Source organism: Herbaspirillum sp. YR522, assembly GCF_000282575.1.
GTDB lineage: Bacteria > Pseudomonadota > Gammaproteobacteria > Burkholderiales > Burkholderiaceae_D > Herbaspirillum.
The window spans coordinates 1-16,886 of record NZ_AKJA01000159.1 but is presented as its reverse complement, the minus strand read 5'-3'; the positions used below and the strand labels follow the sequence as shown (position 1 = coordinate 16,886).

Annotated in this window: 15 protein-coding genes; 9 read left to right on the top strand and 6 right to left on the bottom strand. The window is 63.0% G+C overall.

Annotated elements, in window-relative coordinates:
- From PMI40_RS22310 to PMI40_RS22290, 5 genes are all read right to left on the bottom strand, one after another.
- Positions 1-224, bottom strand: a 224-nt coding sequence (locus PMI40_RS22310) for a spore coat protein U domain-containing protein (RefSeq protein ID WP_008120201.1), incomplete at its 3' end; no start/stop codon positions are given.
- Positions 225-461: 237 nt separating this feature from the next.
- Positions 462-935, bottom strand: coding sequence for a spore coat U domain-containing protein (locus tag PMI40_RS22305; RefSeq protein ID WP_008120200.1), 474 nt, complete (start codon positions 933-935; stop codon positions 462-464).
- Positions 936-954: 19 nt separating this feature from the next.
- Positions 955-3,252 (bottom strand): fimbria/pilus outer membrane usher protein, encoded by a 2,298-nt coding sequence (locus PMI40_RS22300; protein ID WP_008120197.1) that lies wholly within the window; start codon positions 3,250-3,252, stop codon positions 955-957.
- On the bottom strand, positions 3,249-3,977 hold the full coding sequence (locus PMI40_RS22295; RefSeq protein ID WP_238541000.1) for a molecular chaperone: 729 nt from the start codon (positions 3,975-3,977) through the stop codon (positions 3,249-3,251). The genes PMI40_RS22300 and PMI40_RS22295 overlap by 4 nt, the downstream gene beginning before the upstream one ends.
- Positions 3,978-4,195: 218 nt before the next feature.
- Positions 4,196-4,663, bottom strand: a complete 468-nt coding sequence (locus tag PMI40_RS22290) for a spore coat U domain-containing protein (RefSeq protein WP_008120194.1) — start codon at positions 4,661-4,663, stop codon at positions 4,196-4,198.
- 420 nt (positions 4,664-5,083) lie between these two features.
- Between PMI40_RS22290 and PMI40_RS22285 the strand changes: the two genes are divergently transcribed.
- The 4 genes from PMI40_RS22285 (at position 5,084) to PMI40_RS22270 (ending at position 9,864) form a co-directional block, all read left to right on the top strand.
- On the top strand, positions 5,084-6,871 hold the full coding sequence (locus tag PMI40_RS22285) for a CHASE3 domain-containing protein (RefSeq protein WP_008120191.1): 1,788 nt from the start codon (positions 5,084-5,086) through the stop codon (positions 6,869-6,871).
- A gap of 29 nt (positions 6,872-6,900) precedes the next feature.
- Positions 6,901-8,364: an ATP-binding protein gene (locus PMI40_RS22280; RefSeq protein ID WP_008120190.1), complete on the top strand. Its 1,464-nt coding sequence runs from the start codon at positions 6,901-6,903 to the stop codon at positions 8,362-8,364.
- Position 8,365: 1 nt separating this feature from the next.
- Positions 8,366-9,016 carry a response regulator transcription factor gene (locus PMI40_RS22275; RefSeq protein ID WP_008120188.1) on the top strand — a complete coding sequence of 217 codons (651 nt, stop codon included), beginning with the start codon at positions 8,366-8,368 and terminating at the stop codon, positions 9,014-9,016.
- 380 nt (positions 9,017-9,396) lie between these two features.
- The gene (locus PMI40_RS22270) at positions 9,397-9,864 is read left to right on the top strand and encodes a response regulator (RefSeq protein ID WP_008120186.1); all 468 of its coding nucleotides are present in this window, start codon (positions 9,397-9,399) and stop codon (positions 9,862-9,864) included.
- Positions 9,865-9,957: 93 nt separating this feature from the next.
- Here the strand turns inward: PMI40_RS22270 and PMI40_RS22265 are convergent, their stop codons facing one another.
- Positions 9,958-10,650: a Crp/Fnr family transcriptional regulator gene (locus PMI40_RS22265; RefSeq protein WP_008120184.1), complete on the bottom strand. Its 693-nt coding sequence runs from the start codon at positions 10,648-10,650 to the stop codon at positions 9,958-9,960.
- A 198-nt stretch (positions 10,651-10,848) separates the two neighbouring features.
- On the opposite strand from PMI40_RS22265, the gene PMI40_RS22260 reads away from it, so the two are divergent.
- From PMI40_RS22260 to PMI40_RS22240, 5 genes are all read left to right on the top strand, one after another.
- Positions 10,849-12,810 carry a long-chain fatty acid--CoA ligase gene (locus PMI40_RS22260; protein WP_008120182.1) on the top strand — a complete coding sequence of 654 codons (1,962 nt, stop codon included), beginning with the start codon at positions 10,849-10,851 and terminating at the stop codon, positions 12,808-12,810.
- 77 nt (positions 12,811-12,887) lie between these two features.
- Positions 12,888-13,766, top strand: a complete 879-nt coding sequence (locus PMI40_RS22255; RefSeq protein WP_008120180.1) for an ABC transporter ATP-binding protein — start codon at positions 12,888-12,890, stop codon at positions 13,764-13,766.
- 8 nt (positions 13,767-13,774) lie between these two features.
- On the top strand, positions 13,775-14,689 hold the full coding sequence (locus PMI40_RS22250) for a branched-chain amino acid ABC transporter permease (protein WP_008120178.1): 915 nt from the start codon (positions 13,775-13,777) through the stop codon (positions 14,687-14,689).
- Between the two features lie 53 nt (positions 14,690-14,742).
- The gene (locus PMI40_RS22245) at positions 14,743-15,819 is read left to right on the top strand and encodes a branched-chain amino acid ABC transporter permease (RefSeq protein ID WP_008120176.1); all 1,077 of its coding nucleotides are present in this window, start codon (positions 14,743-14,745) and stop codon (positions 15,817-15,819) included.
- A 71-nt stretch (positions 15,820-15,890) separates the two neighbouring features.
- A partial coding sequence (locus tag PMI40_RS22240) for an ABC transporter substrate-binding protein (RefSeq protein ID WP_008120173.1) occupies positions 15,891-16,886 on the top strand: 996 nt, incomplete at its 3' end.

Here is a 16,886-nt window from a genome sequence, read left to right as displayed (position 1 = left end):
GTGCCGTTGGTGCACAGCACGGTGATGCCACCGGTCTGGTTCACCACGGCTTGGGTGTAGGCGCCGAAGGCGATGGCCGAACCGACCACGGTGCAGGCGGCCACCACGTTGGCGGAAATGGTCAGCGAACCGGTCGCGGTCGCGGCGAAGGATTGCGGAGCGCTGGTAGCCAGGACGATGGCTGCGATGGAAGCGGCGACGATGCGGTTGTTCTTGGCAAACATGTTATTTCTCCCTGAGGCAGTGTCCCGGCGTGGTCTTCACCCCTGTGAAGACTTCTGTGTGCAGCGGGTATGGGTGTACTTTAATTCCCGCCAGGGACGGCCGGCATCGGGTGAAACCTGAGAGTGCTTGCTGGAGGGTCGGGCAATTCCTGAGATGAGCGAAAACCACGACAATTGGACGGCAGGTTGGCGCCGTGGCGTGCTGATGGATATCGATATGACATCAGGCAGGTGCCATCAATAGGTGATCAGGATGGTGACGGTATCGGTATAGGCGCCGGCCTTGACGTTCTGGCTGCCCGCCAGGCGGCCGTAGACGGTGTAGTTCTTGCTGACCGGCCCGATCAATTGCAGCAGGTAGCCATCGCTGACCTGCTGGGTACTGCTGGTGCCGTCGCCCCACACGGTACTGTGCGACGAATTGGTGTAGAGCTGGTAATCCAGGGACGTGGTCCCGTTGAGCATCTTGCGCTGGGCATAGGAGCCGCTGCTGCCGGCGCTGAGCTGTATGTTATAGACGATCAGCAGCGAAGCCACGATGGCCTGGCAGGTTACCGTGACGGTGCCGGTGTTGTAGGTCACGGTACTGGACTGCGGGTTGTACAGGCCGAACGAGATCGGCGTGGCCGATGCCGTGCAAAGCTGCGCGCGTGCCTGCAGCGACAGCAGGGCCAGCATGGCAGCGAACAGCAGCTTCAGTAGCGTCTTCATGGCGTGTCCTTGTGCCGGGTCACCGGCAAGTCACCGTTTCGTTGGTCATGCCGGCATCCACGCGGGCCGGCGGTGTCAGTGTGGCCTGGCATCGTGCTCCCGAGGGCAGCAGCACGTCGAGGGTATTGACCGGCGCCAGTTCCTGCAGGTAGCTCACGCCGTCGTAGCCTACCGGCGCCTGCAATCCGGTTTCGCGCACCTTTACCACGGAGCCCAGCGGCAGGTAGGTGCCCTGCGCATCGAGCAGCGTGATGGTCACGTCCGAGGCGCGCTTGGCATTGAAGTTGACGGTCACGCCGGAGCGATCGCGCGGCTTGATGTACTGGTCGGTCTGGTCCAGTTGCAAGGTCAGCGGCAGGTCCAGCAGGTCGACCGAGATCTTGTTGACGTCATAGGCGCGCAGATCGGTCAGCAGCAACTGGCCATTGTCGTCGGTCTTGCCGGCATAGCGGTTCTCGGTATAGATGCCGACATTCTTGACTCCGCTGGCATTGACCACGGCGAAACTGTCTTCGATCCAGTCCGAGGCGAACACGCCGCCATCCATGAGCGTGAGGGCGCCGCGCGCGCCGACCCGTTCGCTGGTGGCCGCGCCCGATTGCGCCACCGCAGCGCTGTAGCGACCGGTGCGCGCCTTGTAGTCGACCTGGGCCAGGCGTTGGTGATAGCTGCCTTCGCTCGATTGCAGCTGCCAGCCCACATCGCCGATCGACACCGTCGGCCGGCTGGCCTGCACCGCCAGCGCCCGCTGTCCATTGTTGTTGGCCAGGCTCACGCCGGCCACGTCACGCGCGCCGAACGGAATGATCACGCCCACCGTGGTGCCATAGCTGCCGTTGCGGATGTCGCGGAACGCCGTCATGTACAGGTTGGACGAACTGCCCACCGACTTGAAATAGGTCAGCGTCACGGTTTCGCTATCGGCCAGGCTGGTGGTGCCCAGGTCGGTAAACAGGACCGGGCTCTTGGTCTTGGCATAGGCCATCGACAGCGAGCCGAACGTGCCCAGGTTCAGCCCCAGCGTAGCGATGGTGGCCACCCGCGATACCGGGGCGCCCTCGATGGCGCCGATGTCCTGGTAGCCGTTGGTCGACTGGGTGCGGCTGAGCGACAGGCTGATCGGATCGGCATTGCGTTCGATGGCCACCGATGCCTGTTGTCCCGAGCGGGTGTCCGAACTGCTGGCTGCCAGCGCCGACGACAGCACCGCCCGGTTGGCCAGGTTGAACACGCCGCCCACGCCCAGCAGCTTGAGTCCGCGCATCGCTTCGCCGTGGGTCTCCAGGGTCAGCCAGTTGCCCACGCCACGACGGGCGCTGCCCGACATCGCGAACTGGCCATAGTCGTTGCTGCGCAGGCCATAGTTGCGACGCACCCAGCCCCCTTCGAGCGAATATGACGACAGGCCATCCTTGAGCAGGCGATCGGTGGCGTAGAAGTTGACGGTACGGAAGGTCTGGCGCCCCAGTTCATCGGTGACCGCCACGGCAATCTGTCCGGCACCGCTGGCGATGGGGGTCTGTCGGATCTCGAATGGTCCGGGCGGCACCGCCTGCGACAACTGGCGCACGCCGTTGACAAACAGGTCCACCGTCGACGGCACCACCGTCTCGCCACCCAGTGACGGCGAGGGAAAGCGCACCAGGTCGGGCCGCAGGTTGAAGTCGGACGAATACTGGAAGCCGCCCATCCGTACCGAGCGGCTCCATGCCAGGCTGCTGTTGATCACGTCGCCGGCGCGGTAACGGGTCAGCTGCGCCGGGTCCGAATAGGTATAGGTGGTTTCGAGCCGCGCCGACACACCGCCGCCATTGCCGACGTAACCCAGCCCGGTCGAGCTGAGCACGCTGCTGCCCGAGAACCAGCGCGCATCGAACAGGCCACCCAGGGTGTGCATGCCCTGGTTGGAGGTGGCCAGCATGTCGTAGTTCAGCACCAGCCCACGGCCGCCGGGTGCGAGCGGCACATTGCTGCTGGTCAGGCCGGTGGATTCGATATCGGTTGTCTTCATGAATCGTGCCGAGACATTCAGGTTGACTTTGGCGTTGGCGGTATCGAGGTCGATGGCCGGCGAAATGCTGTCCACCTGTACCAGGTCGGTGTCGGCGCCGTCGACCTTCAGCCCCAGGCTGCGCAATTCAGAGGCCGTGGCGTACAACACCTGCGAGCGGCGCGTGAACTGCGCCACCAGGTCGGTCGGCCGGCCGTTGACCGAGACTTCCAGCAGCAATACCTCGTCGCCTGGCTCGGCGGCGCCACTAGAAGCGCAGAGCAGGGCCAGGCTGAGCAGGCAAATCCATTGCGAGGGCCGCTTCAAGGCGCCACGGTCAGTTCGGTTTCGATCGGGCCCGAATCGCTGGTGGCGCTCAACTTGACCTTGCTGCCAGCCGCCAGGGGCGTGTCGGATTCGATCAGGTACTGGCGCGTCACTCCGGCCAGCGTGTACGGATTGCCACCGCCGCCGGCGATGATCTTCTTGCCATTGGGCAGCGTGACGGCGACATCGAGCAGGCGCCCGCGACGGTTGCCGCTGTTTTGCACCAGCAGCTTGCCGGGCTTGCCGGCGCGCAGGTCGTAGTCCAGCTTGAGCTTGGGCGCCGCCATCGGGGCGATGAACACCGGCATCGAGATGCGGAACTTGAAGTTGATGGTGGCACCTTCGGCCGCCGACGGGATTTCATCGATCAACATCCGGAAGGCGATTTCGCTCTCGCCGCTGGGTTGGCGCGATACCACCCGTATCACCTGCGATGCGCCGGGCGCCAGGTTGAACACCGGCGGGCTGATGATCAGGTTCTGGGTCGGCTTGAGGTCGTCCTTGTTGTCGGATTGACTCCATTCGAACCCGCGCAGCTGCAGCGATACGTCATGATTGTCGTTGTTGACGATCTTGACCACGCCGGCCGTACGCGCAGACGATAACTCCAGCACCACGGGAGAGATCTCGAAATTGGAAGCTTGCGCAGCGGCACATACCCCCATGGCCGCAGCGCAAATGACAGGCCACATCAAGGCCGGACGCTGGAAAAAGGTTCTCGTCACTGCGAAAACTCCGTTCTAGTTTTGCGATAATTTCGATATGTTTCTAGAGTAAAACGAATGCGAAGCTGTTAGTGCTTTTGGTTGCAGTATAGCCACAAGTTTGACTAAAAGTTAATCATTGTTTTGCGGCAAGGTGAGCCAGGACGATATTTGGCGCATGAAAAATGGCGCTGACCCTTGCGGGCGCGCCATTTTCGTCGAACCTCGGACGGCAGTGATCAGTAGGCCAGGGTGACGGCGACCACGTCGCTGTAATTGCCGGCCGTGGAAGTCTGTCCGCCGGGGATGTAGCCGTAGACGGGGATATTCTGGGTGGTGCCCGATCCGACGCCGGCGATGGTATCGCTGCCGTTGGCGTTGCCCCAGCTCTTGGTGCGGGCCGCATCCTGGTACAGGCCGTAGTTGAGCGAACTGCCGCCGGCGGTATTGGCCAGCTTGCGCGCTGCGGTGGTGGCGCCGGTGCCGCTGCCGGCATCCAGGCTGATGGTGTAGCTGGTGCCGTTGGAGCAGTTCACCGCGATCTGGGCATTTTGCTGCACCGCGCTCGAACTGTAGGTGCCGAACGGAATGGCGGCGCTCTGGATCACGCACTGGGCCGAGACGATGGCGCTCACCGCCAGGTTGCCGGTAGTCGATGCCGCGAACGAAGTGGTCTGTGCAGCAAGCGCGAGACCTGTGGCGAGCATGAAAAGGTGGTTTTTTTTCATTGTTTGAAGTGCCGCCTAGTAACAGGTTGGGGTTAAAGCTATTATAGAATAAATTAAAATAAAAACGAGCGTGATACAGGCGACCCAAGCCTATTGCATGAAGAAAATGTGAGACGATGTGGCGCGTTTGCATCTAGCGACTTATGCGCGATGCAACAGTACCGATGCCATGCGTGTCGGGTGATGTCCAAGTGTAAAAAGTAACTGTCATGTCTGGCGCCGTGAGCCACGTCGATGATGTCGGCCCGAAGGTAACCAGACTGCACGTACGGTGCGTGACTCGATGTTGATGGGATGGGGAAGGCGGCGCCGCCGCGCCTGGTGCGGGCGCGGCTTACAGACTCAAGAACTGGCGTACGCGTTGTGGTTGCGTGCATGCCTTGCTGCAGTGTGAAAGAGATGCCGATTAATAAAACTAAATTAACCACCGCCAGTACGGGGATATTCTTTTCCGTCGCATTGCTGCTGTCGATCGGCGTGGCCGCTTTTGCATACAGCAGCATGCGTGTGTTCGAAGAGCGGGCGATCTGGGTCCAGCATACCCATACGGTGCTCAATACCCTGGAAGAAGCACATTCGGCGTTCCGCGATACGGTCAGTAGCGCGCGCGGTTTCGCCCTGTCCGGCAACGACGAATATCGCGGCAACTTCGAGGCCGGTGTGCGCCAGGTCAATTCGCTGATGCACGAGCTGCGCCAGCTGCTGCGCGACAACGGCCCCCAGCTGGCCCAATTGCAGGAGCTCGAAGACCTGATGCGGCAGCGCCTGACGCTGGCGCGCAAGCTGCTCGAGGCACAACCGGTGCCGATCCAGAGCGAACTGCTGCTGGCCGGCAAGGACCTCAGCGACGACATCCGGGCCCGTTTCATGCGGATGAAAGGCGCCGAGAACGCGCTGCTGGCCACGCGCTCGCAGGAGAGTGCCACCAGCGCCACGGTCACTAACCTGGCGGTGGTGGGTGGTAGCCTGCTGAGCATACTGATCCTGCTGCTGGTGTATCGCAAGCTCAAGCGCGAAGTAGGCCGTCGGATCGAGGCGCAGCAGAAGGCGCAGGCCTACCTGGACGACATCGAAGACCTGTACAACCACGCGCCCTGCGGCTATCACTCCATCGACGAACATACCGGCAAGATCGTCAAGATCAACGACACCGAATTGAAGTGGCTGGGCTACACCCGCGATGCCGTCGTCGGGCGCCTGACCCACGCCGACCTGCTGACCCCCGAGAGCGAGCAGCGCTATCTGGACGAATTGCTGCCGCTCTTCCTCAGTACGCGCGAGATCCAGGGCGTCGACCTGACCTATCGTCGCGCCGATGGCAGCACCTTCACCGCCTTGATCAACGCCACGGCCACGCCGGCGCGCGACGGCGGCGGGGTCGTCAGCCGCACCGTGATGTACGACATTTCCGAGCGCAAGCGGGCCGAGGAAGAGATCAAGGGCCTCAATGCCGACCTGAAGCGCCAGGCGTTGCACCTGCATAGCGTGAACAAGGAACTGGAGAGTTTTTCCTATTCGGTGTCGCACGACTTGCGCGCGCCGCTGCGCGCCATTTCCGGTTATGCCATGATCCTCGAGGAAGACTACGCCGAGGCACTGGACGAAAAAGGACGCGAACAACTGCAGGTGATCCGCCGCAACGTCAAGAAGATGGACGAGCTGATCAACGACCTGCTCAAGCTGGCCAAGTCGACCACCGGTGAGTTGACGCTCGAACGCTTTTCGATGGACGAGCCGGTGGCCCAAGTGATCGCCGGGCTCAAGCGCGAGAATCCCGACGTCGAATTCGACGTGGCGGCGATGGACGGCGTGGTGGCCAACCGCGGGCTGATCACCCAGGTGTGGGAAAACCTGCTCTCCAATGCGGTCAAGTTCAGCAGCAAGAACGAGCATCCCAAGGTGTCGGTGACGGTGCGTACCGAAGGCGAGGAAATCATCTACGGCGTCCACGACAACGGCGTCGGTTTCGACATGCGGTATGCCCATAAGCTGTTCGGCACCTTCCAGCGCCTGCATCGCCAGGAAGAGTACGCCGGCACCGGGATCGGCCTGGCGCTGGTGCAGCGGATCGTGATCCGGCATACCGGCCGGGTGTGGGCCGAGGGCAAGCCCAAGGAAGGCGCCAGTTTCTACTTTTCGCTGCCGCGCAAGGGATTGTTCCCGACGCCGGTGGGAGGCGAGAATTGACCTGCATTCATTTTTGAAAGACGGTGACCATGAGTATTCCGCTACGCGTTCTGTTCGTCGAAGACATGGAAGAAGACGCCGTGTTGATGGTGCGCGAGCTCAAGCGCGGGGGCTTCGAGCCGACCTGGCAGCGGGTCGAGAACGAAGAAGACCTGTGGGCCGCGCTGCGCGAGACGCGCTGGGATATCGTCATCTCCGACTATTCGATGCCCAGCTTCAGCGGTGTCGAAGCGCTCAAGATCGTCAAGACCGATAACGACCAGACGCCGTTCATCATCGTCTCCGGTGTGATCGGCGAGCAGACCGCGGTGGAGGTGATGAAGGCCGGGGCCCAGGATTACTTCCTCAAGAGCGCCATTACCCGCCTGCCGCATGCGGTCGAGCGCGAGCTGCGCGACGCCCAGGCGCGGCGCAAGCAACGCGCCAGCTCGCAGGCGCTGCGCGAGATGCAGGCGCGCTTCAACGCCTTCATGAACGCCGCGCCGATGCCGACCTGGATCAAGGATTCGCAGCTGCGCTACAACTACGTCAACCCGGCCCAGGCCGCGTTCTTCGGCATGACGCCCAGTGCCATGGATGGCCAGACCGACTTCGAGATGATGTCGTCGGGAGCGGCCCAGGCCTCGGAGGAGGCCGACCGCAAGGTGCTGCTCGAGAAGCGCGAACTGCATACCCAGGAAACGGTATTCGATCACAACCACAACGCCCGCATCCTGGACGTGGTGCGGTTTCCGATCAACGGCGAGGGCAAGGGCGACATGGTCGCCGGCCTGGCCATCGATGTCACCGAGCGCGAACAATCGCGGCGCGAACTGGAACTGGCGATCCAGCGCCAGCAACTGTTGTCCTCGCGGGTCATCGAGGTCCAGGAGCGCGAACGACAGCACCTGGCCCGCGGCCTGCATGACGACGTCGGCCAGTCGCTGACCGCGCTCAAGATCAATCTCGAGACCATCAAGAAGACCGGCTCGCTGGAAGGTCCTTCGCTGCAGAACGGTATCGACATCGTCACCTCGGTGCTGGCCCAGGTGCGCAGCCTGTCGCTCGACCTGCGCCCGCCGCAACTCGACAACCTGGGACTGATCGCGGCGCTGCGTGCCTATGTCGAGCAGAAATCCAAGCTGGCCGGGGTCAACGGCTGGTTCGAAAGCACCGGTCATGACGAGCAACTGCATCACGATATCGAAAACACCGGTTTTCGCATCGTCCAGGAAGCCGTCACCAACATCCTGCGCCATGCGCACTGCCAGAACATCTGGGTCAAGGTCGACCGCAAGCAGGACCTGGTGTACCTGAGCATTCGTGACGACGGGCGCGGCTTCGACCTGGAGCGGGCGCGCAGCAATGCCATCTCGGGCACCAGCTTCGGCCTGCTCAACATGGAAGAACGGGCTATCCTGGTCGGTGGCTCAATGGATATTTCATCGGCGCCGGGGGAGGGGACGGAAATCGTCATGCACCTGCCGGTCGCTCCAATCGTAAGGAGGATCTGACATGCTCACGCGCATCATTCTCGCCGACGACCACGCGCTGGTGCGCAGTGGTATCAAGGCCCTGTTGGCCGCCATGCCCGGCGTGGAAGTGGTTGGCGAAGCGTCGGACGGTGCCGAGGCGATCCAGCTGGTGGCCCAGCTCAAGCCCGACATGGTGGTGCTCGACATCGCCATGAAGGGCATGAACGGATTGGAGGCCCTGCGCCGCCTGCGGGCCGACTACCCCACCACGCGCTTCCTGATGCTGTCGATGTACGGCAGCGAGGAATACGTGATGCAGGCCTTGAACGCCGGTGCCAACGGCTACCTGTTCAAGGACTCGGCCGCCACCGAGCTCGAGAAGGCCCTCTACGAAGTCAAGCACGGCCGCCAATACCTCGACTCGCACATCTCGCGCGACGCCCTCGACAGCTACATGAAACGGGTGGCCCAGAACGGCACCCCGGTCGAGGTGCTGACGCCGCGCCAGCGCGAGATCCTGCAGCTCATTGCCGAGGGCAACAACACCAAGGAAATCGCCTACCAGCTCAACGTCAGTGCCAAGACCATCGAGACCCACCGCGCCCAGCTGATGGACCGGCTCGATATTCGCGACGTGCCTGGTTTGGTGCGCTATGCCATACGCACCGGTATCGCCACCACCGACAAGTAAGCCGGACGGGCGACCCGGCCCTGGGTGGATGCGGATGGCTGCGAACGGCGGGATTGTGGAATGTGTTATTTTTTTGATAACGAATGATCGACAAAAAAATTCCGTACGGGATCGTTGGCAAGCGTTTTTTTGCACTTCAGGAAAAATCTGATTCCTTTTGAAAGTGGCTGTGCAATAATCCTTTCACAGTGCTGGAATCGGCGTCAGGACTGGCTTTTGGACCAATCGCCGGTGCTGGACAAGATTGCTGTGGAGCGAGAACGGCGTAGACAAAAGATCAAGGCCGCGTTATTCGAACAATGACTGCCGCGCGAGATGGCATCCGCGGCCCATAACAACAATAGTTCCAGCTTGAATTTACTGACGAAAGAGATCCTTGTATGGATATCGAGCAATACGACATCATCCTGGTTGAAGACAACCACGCCGTGGCCGCCATGACCCGCCGCGCCCTGGGCAACCACCAGATGGCTGACAACATGAAGTGGTTCGAGGATGCGGAAGGGGCGGAAGAATTCTTTTTCTCGCAGGGCTATGCCCACCGCAAGGAGCTGCATCCTTTCCTGATCCTGCTCGACCTGAACCTGCCGCTGATGAGCGGCCACGATTTTCTCGAGATGATCAAGTCCAACGAAGCCACCTCGCATATCCCGGTGGTGATGTTTTCTTCATCCGAAGACCAGCAGGACATCGACAAGAGCTACACGCTGGGCGCCAACGGCTACGTGGTCAAGTCGTCCGACCCGAAGGTGCTGATGGACACGGTGGCCGATACCGGCACCTACTGGCTCAACCGCAACCGGCCCGCACGCGGTGGCCTGGCGGCACAACCGGGCGCGCAATCCTGAGCCTGCGGGGTCTGCGACCACACAGCTGCCTCCGGGCACGATGCCGTTCAGTCGAGAGCTGAGCGGCATTTTTTTTGCCTCTTCGCCGGTCCCTCAGGGACCTGTCGCGGGGCCATGGAAGCGCCGCAGGCCATCCAGGTCGTTGATGGTGATGCTGCCATAGTCGACCTTGAGCAGGCCGGCCTTCTCCAACACCTGCAGGGCCTGGTTGGCGCGCTGGCGCGAAGTGCCCGACAGGTTGCCCACTTCTTCCTGCGAGATCTGCAGGTTCAGGCCGATGCCGGGGTTCAGGTAGGGATTGAACAGCGCCGCCAGGCAGCGCGCCACGCGCGCATCGGGTTCCAGCATGCGATCGTATTCGACCAGCGAGATGAACAAGGCCAGGCGCTCGTTGAGCTGCGTCACCAGGAAGCGGTTGAAGGCGATGCTGGTGTCGAGCAGCCAGGCGTAGGTCGCGCGCGGCATGTACATCAGTTCGCTGTCGCGCAGTGCCACCACATCGTACTTGCGCGGCTCGTCCTTGAGCAGCGAGCCTTCGCCCAGCCAGCCGCCGGTGGCCATGCCGGCAAACGAGACGGTCTTGCCCTCGGGCGAGACGCTGCTCATCTTCAGCAGGCCTTCATGTACGCCGATCCAGTGGGTCACCGCATCGCCCTTGCGGCACACGTAGCTGCCGCCGTCGATGCGGCGCGACGATACCTCGGCCTCGACCCGCGCCAACTGTGCCGGCGTCAGCGCGCGAGCCCACAGGCTCTTGGACAACATGTCTTTTATGGTGGTCTGCATGATGCATCGCAATATCGAAAGTTTAACAATTGTCGGCCCAATGACATCTACCTGGCAACCACTGCAACTACACTCGTCACACAATGAATAACGAGTGCAGCTTAAGGCCGGCGTCAGCGCGTCGGCACGGACTGCACCGACACCGGGTACGCCCTGAGCGAGGGTGGCCCTCCATGCCTACAAGGACAAGGTGGGAAAATGGTGGAGACAACACCTGAAACAACCGCGGCGACGTTTCCGCAGTTGCTGCAAGCCCATGCCCGCCTGCGCGGCGAGCGCCCGGCGTTTCGCGAGAAGGACCTGGGCATCTGGCAGACCACGTCCTGGCGCCAGAGCGCGGCCGAAGTGCGCGCCTTCGCCTGTGGCCTGGCCGCGCTGGGATTCACGCGCGGCATGACGCTGGCGATCATCGGCGAGAACTGCCCACGATTGTATTGGGCCATGGCCGCCGCGCAGGCGCTGGGCGGGGTGCCGGTGCCGCTGTACCAGGATGCGCCGGCGGCCGACATGGCCTATGTGCTGGCCGACGCGCGGGTCGACTTCGTGATGGCCGAAGACCAGGAGCAGGTCGACAAGGTATTCGAGATCAAGCAGGACCTGCCGCGTATCGCGCACGTCATCTACGACGACGAGCGCGGCATGCGCCACTACCACCAGCCGGAACTGCTGTCGTTGGCCCGGGTACAGGCGCTGGGCGAGGCCTTCGACGCCCAGCACCCTGGCTTCTACGACAGCCAGGTCGCTGCGGTGCGGCCGGACGACGTCGCCATCATCCTCTACACCTCCGGCACCACCGGCAAGCCCAAGGGCGTGTGCCACACCCATGGCGCCATGATCGCCACGGCGCGCACCCTGGTCGAGTTCGACGCCTTGGGGCCGGACGACAACATCCTGTGTTACCTGCCGCTGGCCTGGGTCGGCGATTTTCTCTATTCGTTCGCCCAGCAGCACGTGGCCGGGCTGTGCCTGAATTGCCCGGAGTCACCCAACACGGTCATGAGCGACCTGCGCGAGATCGGGCCCAGCTATTACTTCGCACCGCCCCGCATCTACGAGAACATCCTCACGCAGGTGATGATCCGCATCGAGGATGCGGGCTGGCTCAAGCGTCGCATGTTCCATGGTTTCATGCAGGTGGCGCGCCGGGTTGGCATGCGCATCCTGGACCGGCGCGGCGATGTGTCGTGGGCCGATCGCCTGCTCTATGCGCTGGGCGACGTGCTGGTCTACGGGCCGCTGAAGAACGTGCTGGGCATGTCGCGCCTGCGGGTGGCCTATACCGGCGGCGAAGCCATCGGTCCCGACCTGTTCGACTTCTATCGCTCGCTGGGCATCAATCTCAAGCAGCTCTACGGCATGACCGAGACCTGCGTGACGGTGTGCATGCAGCCTTCGGGCGATGTCAGGCTCGACACCGTGGGGCGGCCCATGAAGGGGGTCGAGGTGCGCATTGCCGACAACGGCGAGGTGCTGGTACGCACGCCCGGCATGATGAAGGAGTACTTCCAGCGCCCGGACGCCACCGCCGAGGCCATCGACAGCGACGGCTACTTCCACACCGGCGACGCCGGCTTCTTCGACGGTGATGGCCATCTCAAGATCATCGACCGGGCCAAGGACGTGGGACGCATGGCCTGCGGCAGCATGTTCGCGCCCAAGTACATCGAGAACAAGCTGAAGTTCTTCCCCTTCATCAAGGAAGCGGTCACCTTCGGCAACGGCCGCCAGCAGTGCATGGCCTTCGTCAATATCGACATGGACGCGGTGGGCAACTGGGCCGAACGACGCAACCTGGCCTATAGCGGCTATGCCGACCTGGCCGGCAACGAAGCGGTCTACCAGCTGGTGCGCGAATGCATCGAGAAGGTCAACGCCGACCTGGCGCGCGACCCGCTGCTGGCGGCTTCGCAGATCCATCGCTTCCTGATCCTGCACAAGGAGCTCGATCCGGACGACGACGAGTTGACGCGCACCCGCAAGGTCAGGCGCGGCTTCATCGCCGAGAAGTATGCGCTGTTGATCGAAGCCCTCTATGCGGGCCGCAGCAGGCAACTCATCCATACCCAGGTGCGTTTCGAGGATGGCCGGCAGGGTTCCATTTCGGCCGACCTGGTCATTGCCCAGGCGCAGACCTACGCGCCGCTGGAGCAGGCCGCCTAGGGCTGCCGTTGCAGCACATTCGTCACCGGGTCACGGCCCGGTTCCAGTTCGCACCCTTGCCACCATCGACGCCACCGATGCCCATCACCATGAAACGACACATCAGCGCAGAAATCGCCCCTCCGGGGCTGTCGCCTGCCATCGCTGCCGATCCGGCCACACCGCTGGCGGCCGACGGCCGCCGGCTCGGCGAGGTCATCCTGGACCTGCAGAACATCTCGCTGTCGTTCGGCGGCGTCAAGGCGCTCACCGATATCTCCTTCGACGTGCGCGAGCACGAGATCCGCGCCATCATCGGCCCCAACGGCGCCGGCAAGAGCTCGATGATCAACGTCATCAACGGCGTCTACCACCCGCAGAAGGGCAGCATCGTCTACCGCGGCCAGGCCCGGCGCGGCATGCACCCCAGCGCCATCGCGCGCCAGGGCATCGCGCGCACCTTCCAGAACATCGCCCTGTTCAAGGGCATGACGGTGCTCGACAACATCATGACCGGGCGCAATACCCGCATGCGCAGCGGCCTGCTGGCCAATGCGCTGTGGTGGGGGCCGGCCCGCAACGAAGAGATCGCGCACCGGCGCCAGGTGGAGCAGGTGATCGATTTCCTGGAAATCCAGCATATCCGCAAGACGCCGGTGGGACGCCTGCCGTATGGCCTGCAAAAGCGCGTCGAGCTGGCCCGGGCACTGGCGGCCGAACCCGGCATGCTGCTGCTGGACGAGCCGATGGCCGGCATGAACGTGGAAGAAAAGCAGGACATGTGCCGCTTCATCCTCGACGTCAACGACCAGTTCGGCACCACCATCGTGCTGATCGAGCACGACATGGGCGTGGTCATGGACATCTCCGACCGGGTGGTGGTGCTGGACTACGGCAAGAAGATCGGCGACGGCACGCCCGACGAAGTGATGAACAACCCGGAGGTGATCCGGGCCTATCTCGGCACGGCGCACTAGGAGGCGGCATGCAATTCCTTATCGAGGTGACCATCAGCGGCTTGCTCTCGGGCCTGATGTATTCGCTGGTGGCGCTGGGCTTCGTGCTGATCTACAAGGCCTCCGGCGTGTTCAATTTCGCCCAGGGCGCGATGGTGTATTTCGCCGCGCTGGCGGTGGTGGGGCTGATGGACCGCGGGCTGCCGATGTGGGCCGCCATCGTCGGCGCCTTCGTGGTGATGATCCTGGTCGGCCTGGCCACCGAGCGCTTCGTGCTGCGCAAGCTGGTCAACCAGCCCGCCATCACCCTGTTCATGGCCACCATCGGCTTGACCTTCTTCCTCGAAGGCCTGGGGCCATTGCTGTTCGGCAGCGAAGTGCGCCCGATCGACCTGGGCATCGTCGACGAACCGATCCAGTCGGTGATGGACAGCGTGGGCATCGGCATCTCGCGCTTCGACCTGTTTGCCTCGGGCATGGTGGTGGCGCTGGTGGCGGTGCTGGCGCTGTTCTTCCAGAAGACCAAGGTCGGCCGTGCGCTGCGCGCGGTCGCCGACGACCACCAGGCGGCGCTGTCGCTGGGTATTCCGCTGCAGCATATCTGGGCCGTGGTATGGGGCGTGGCCGGCTTCGTGGCACTGGTGGCGGGGTTGCTCTGGGGCTCGCGCAACGGGGTCCAGTTCGCGCTCACCATGACCGCGCTCAAGGCCTTGCCGGTGTTGATCCTGGGTGGCTTTACCTCGATCCCGGGGGCGATCGTGGGTGGGTTGATCATCGGCGCCAGCGAAAAGCTGGCAGAGATCTATATTCCGCCGGTGATGCAGGACGCGTTCGGCGGCAATTTCGGCGGCATCGAGGGCTGGTTCCCCTACGTGTTTGCGTTGCTGTTCCTGCTGGTGCGTCCCGAAGGCTTGTTCGGCGAGCGCCATATCGATCGGGTGTAGCCGGTCTCGAACCGCAAGGCAACGGGTACCACGAAAAAATCCAGGAGACCGACATGCTGTACCGCGAAGCAGGACAATTCAAGAGCAGCTACATTGCCGACAGCCAGATCTTTGCGCTGCGCCAGGACCGCATCGGTTTCGTGCTGCTGCTGGCAGTGGCCTTCCTGGCGGTGCCGTGGCTGGCCACCGAGTACTGGTTCTCGGCCATCCTGATCCCGTTTTTGGTGTTTGCGCTGGCCGCACTGGGGCTCAATATCCTGACCGGCTATGCCGGCCAGCTATCGCTCGGGTCGGCGGCCTTCATGGCAGTGGGCGCCTACGCTGCCTACAACTTCCAGCTGCGCATCGATGGCATTCCCATCGTGCTCACGCTGCTGTTGGCCGGTGCCTGCGCGGCCGCCGTGGGCGTGCTGTTCGGCCTGCCCTCGCTGCGCATCAAGGGCTTCTACCTGGCCGTGGCCACCCTGGCGGCGCAATTCTTCGTGGTGTGGGCGCTGACCAAGTTCAGCTGGTTTTCCAACGAGAGTTCGTCGGGGGTGATCAGCGTGCCGCGTTTGGACCTGTTCGGGCTGGCCATCAATACCCCGGTGCGCAAGTACCTGTTCGTGCTGGCCATCGTCTGCGTCATGGCGCTGCTGGCCAAGAACCTGGTGCGCTCCAGCACCGGGCGTGCCTGGATGGCGGTGCGCGACATGGACGTGGCCGCCGAGGTGATCGGCATCGCCCTGATGCGCACCAAGCTCAGCGCGTTTGCCGTCAGCTCGTTCTACTGCGGCGTGGCCGGCGCGTTGTATGCCTTCTGCTACCTCGGTTCGGTGGAGCCCGACGGCTTCTCGCTGGACCTGTCGTTTCGCATCCTCTTCATGATCATCATCGGCGGCGTCGGCAGCATCCTGGGGTCGTTCCTGGGCTCGGCCTTCATCCTGCTGCTGCCGATCCTGCTGGACAACCTGTTGCCACCGATGGCGGCCTTGCTGCACCTGCCATTCACCAACGCTACCGTGTCCCATATCCAGATGATGGTGTTCGGTGCGCTGATCATCTTCTTCCTGGTGGTCGAGCCGCACGGACTGGCGCGGCTGTGGCAGATCACCAAGGAAAAGCTGAGGTTGTGGCCCTTCCCGCATTGAACGCTACGCTGTAAGGCCGGGGCTCCCGGCACACCATAAGTCGGTAACGACAATACCAAGGAGACGAGACCATGAAGCGCATGAAACACCTGATGCTGGCCGCCGCAGCCGCGACCAGCCTGCTATCGGCACTGGTGCCGGCGGCGGCGCAGAGCAGCGAGCAATTCATCGCCATCCCCAGCTACCGGGTGGGGCCCTACGGCACCAATGGCCAGTCCTACTATGGCGGCTACGTCGACTACCTGAACTACGTCAACCTCAAGGATAACGGGGTGGGCGGCGTCAAGCTGTCATGGGAAGAATGCGAGACCGAGTACAACAATGCCAAGGGCGTGGAGTGCTACGAGCGCATGAAGAACAAGAATCCGGTCACCCGTGGCACGGCCATCAACCCGATGGCCACCGGCATTTCCTATGCGCTCATCGACAAGACCGCCGAAGACAAGGTACCGCTGCTGATGATCGGCTATGGCCGCACCGATGCCGTCGACGGTTCGGTGTTCCCCTATGCCTTCCCGCTGGTGACGACCTACCAGATGCAGGTCTCGGCCATCGTCAAGTACCTGGCCGGCAAGAACAACGGCACGCTGGCGGGCAAGAAGATCGTGTTCCTGTATCACGATTCGGCGTATGGCAAGGAGCCGATCGTGGCCTTGCAGGCCGAAGCCAGCATCGGCAAGTTCAAGCTGGTCGAGATCCCGGTGGCGCACCCGGGCAACGAGCAGGGCGCGCAGTGGTTGCGCATTCGCCAGGAGAACCCCGACTACGTGATCTTCTGGGGCTGGGGCGTGATGAACCAGACCGCCCTCAAGGCGGCCCAGAAGGTGGGCTTCGCGCGCGACAAGATCATCGGCTCCTGGTGGGCCGGCTCGGAAGAAGACACGGTGCCGGCCGGTGACGCCGCCCGCGGCTACCTGTCGGCGACCTGGAACGTGGCCGGTCGCGACGTACCGGTGATCGCCGATATCGAGAAGGTGGTCTACGGCGCCGGGCGGGGCAACATGCAGGACAAGAACAAGGTCGGCTCGGTGCTCTACAACCGTGGCGTGTCGGGCGCCCTTGCCACC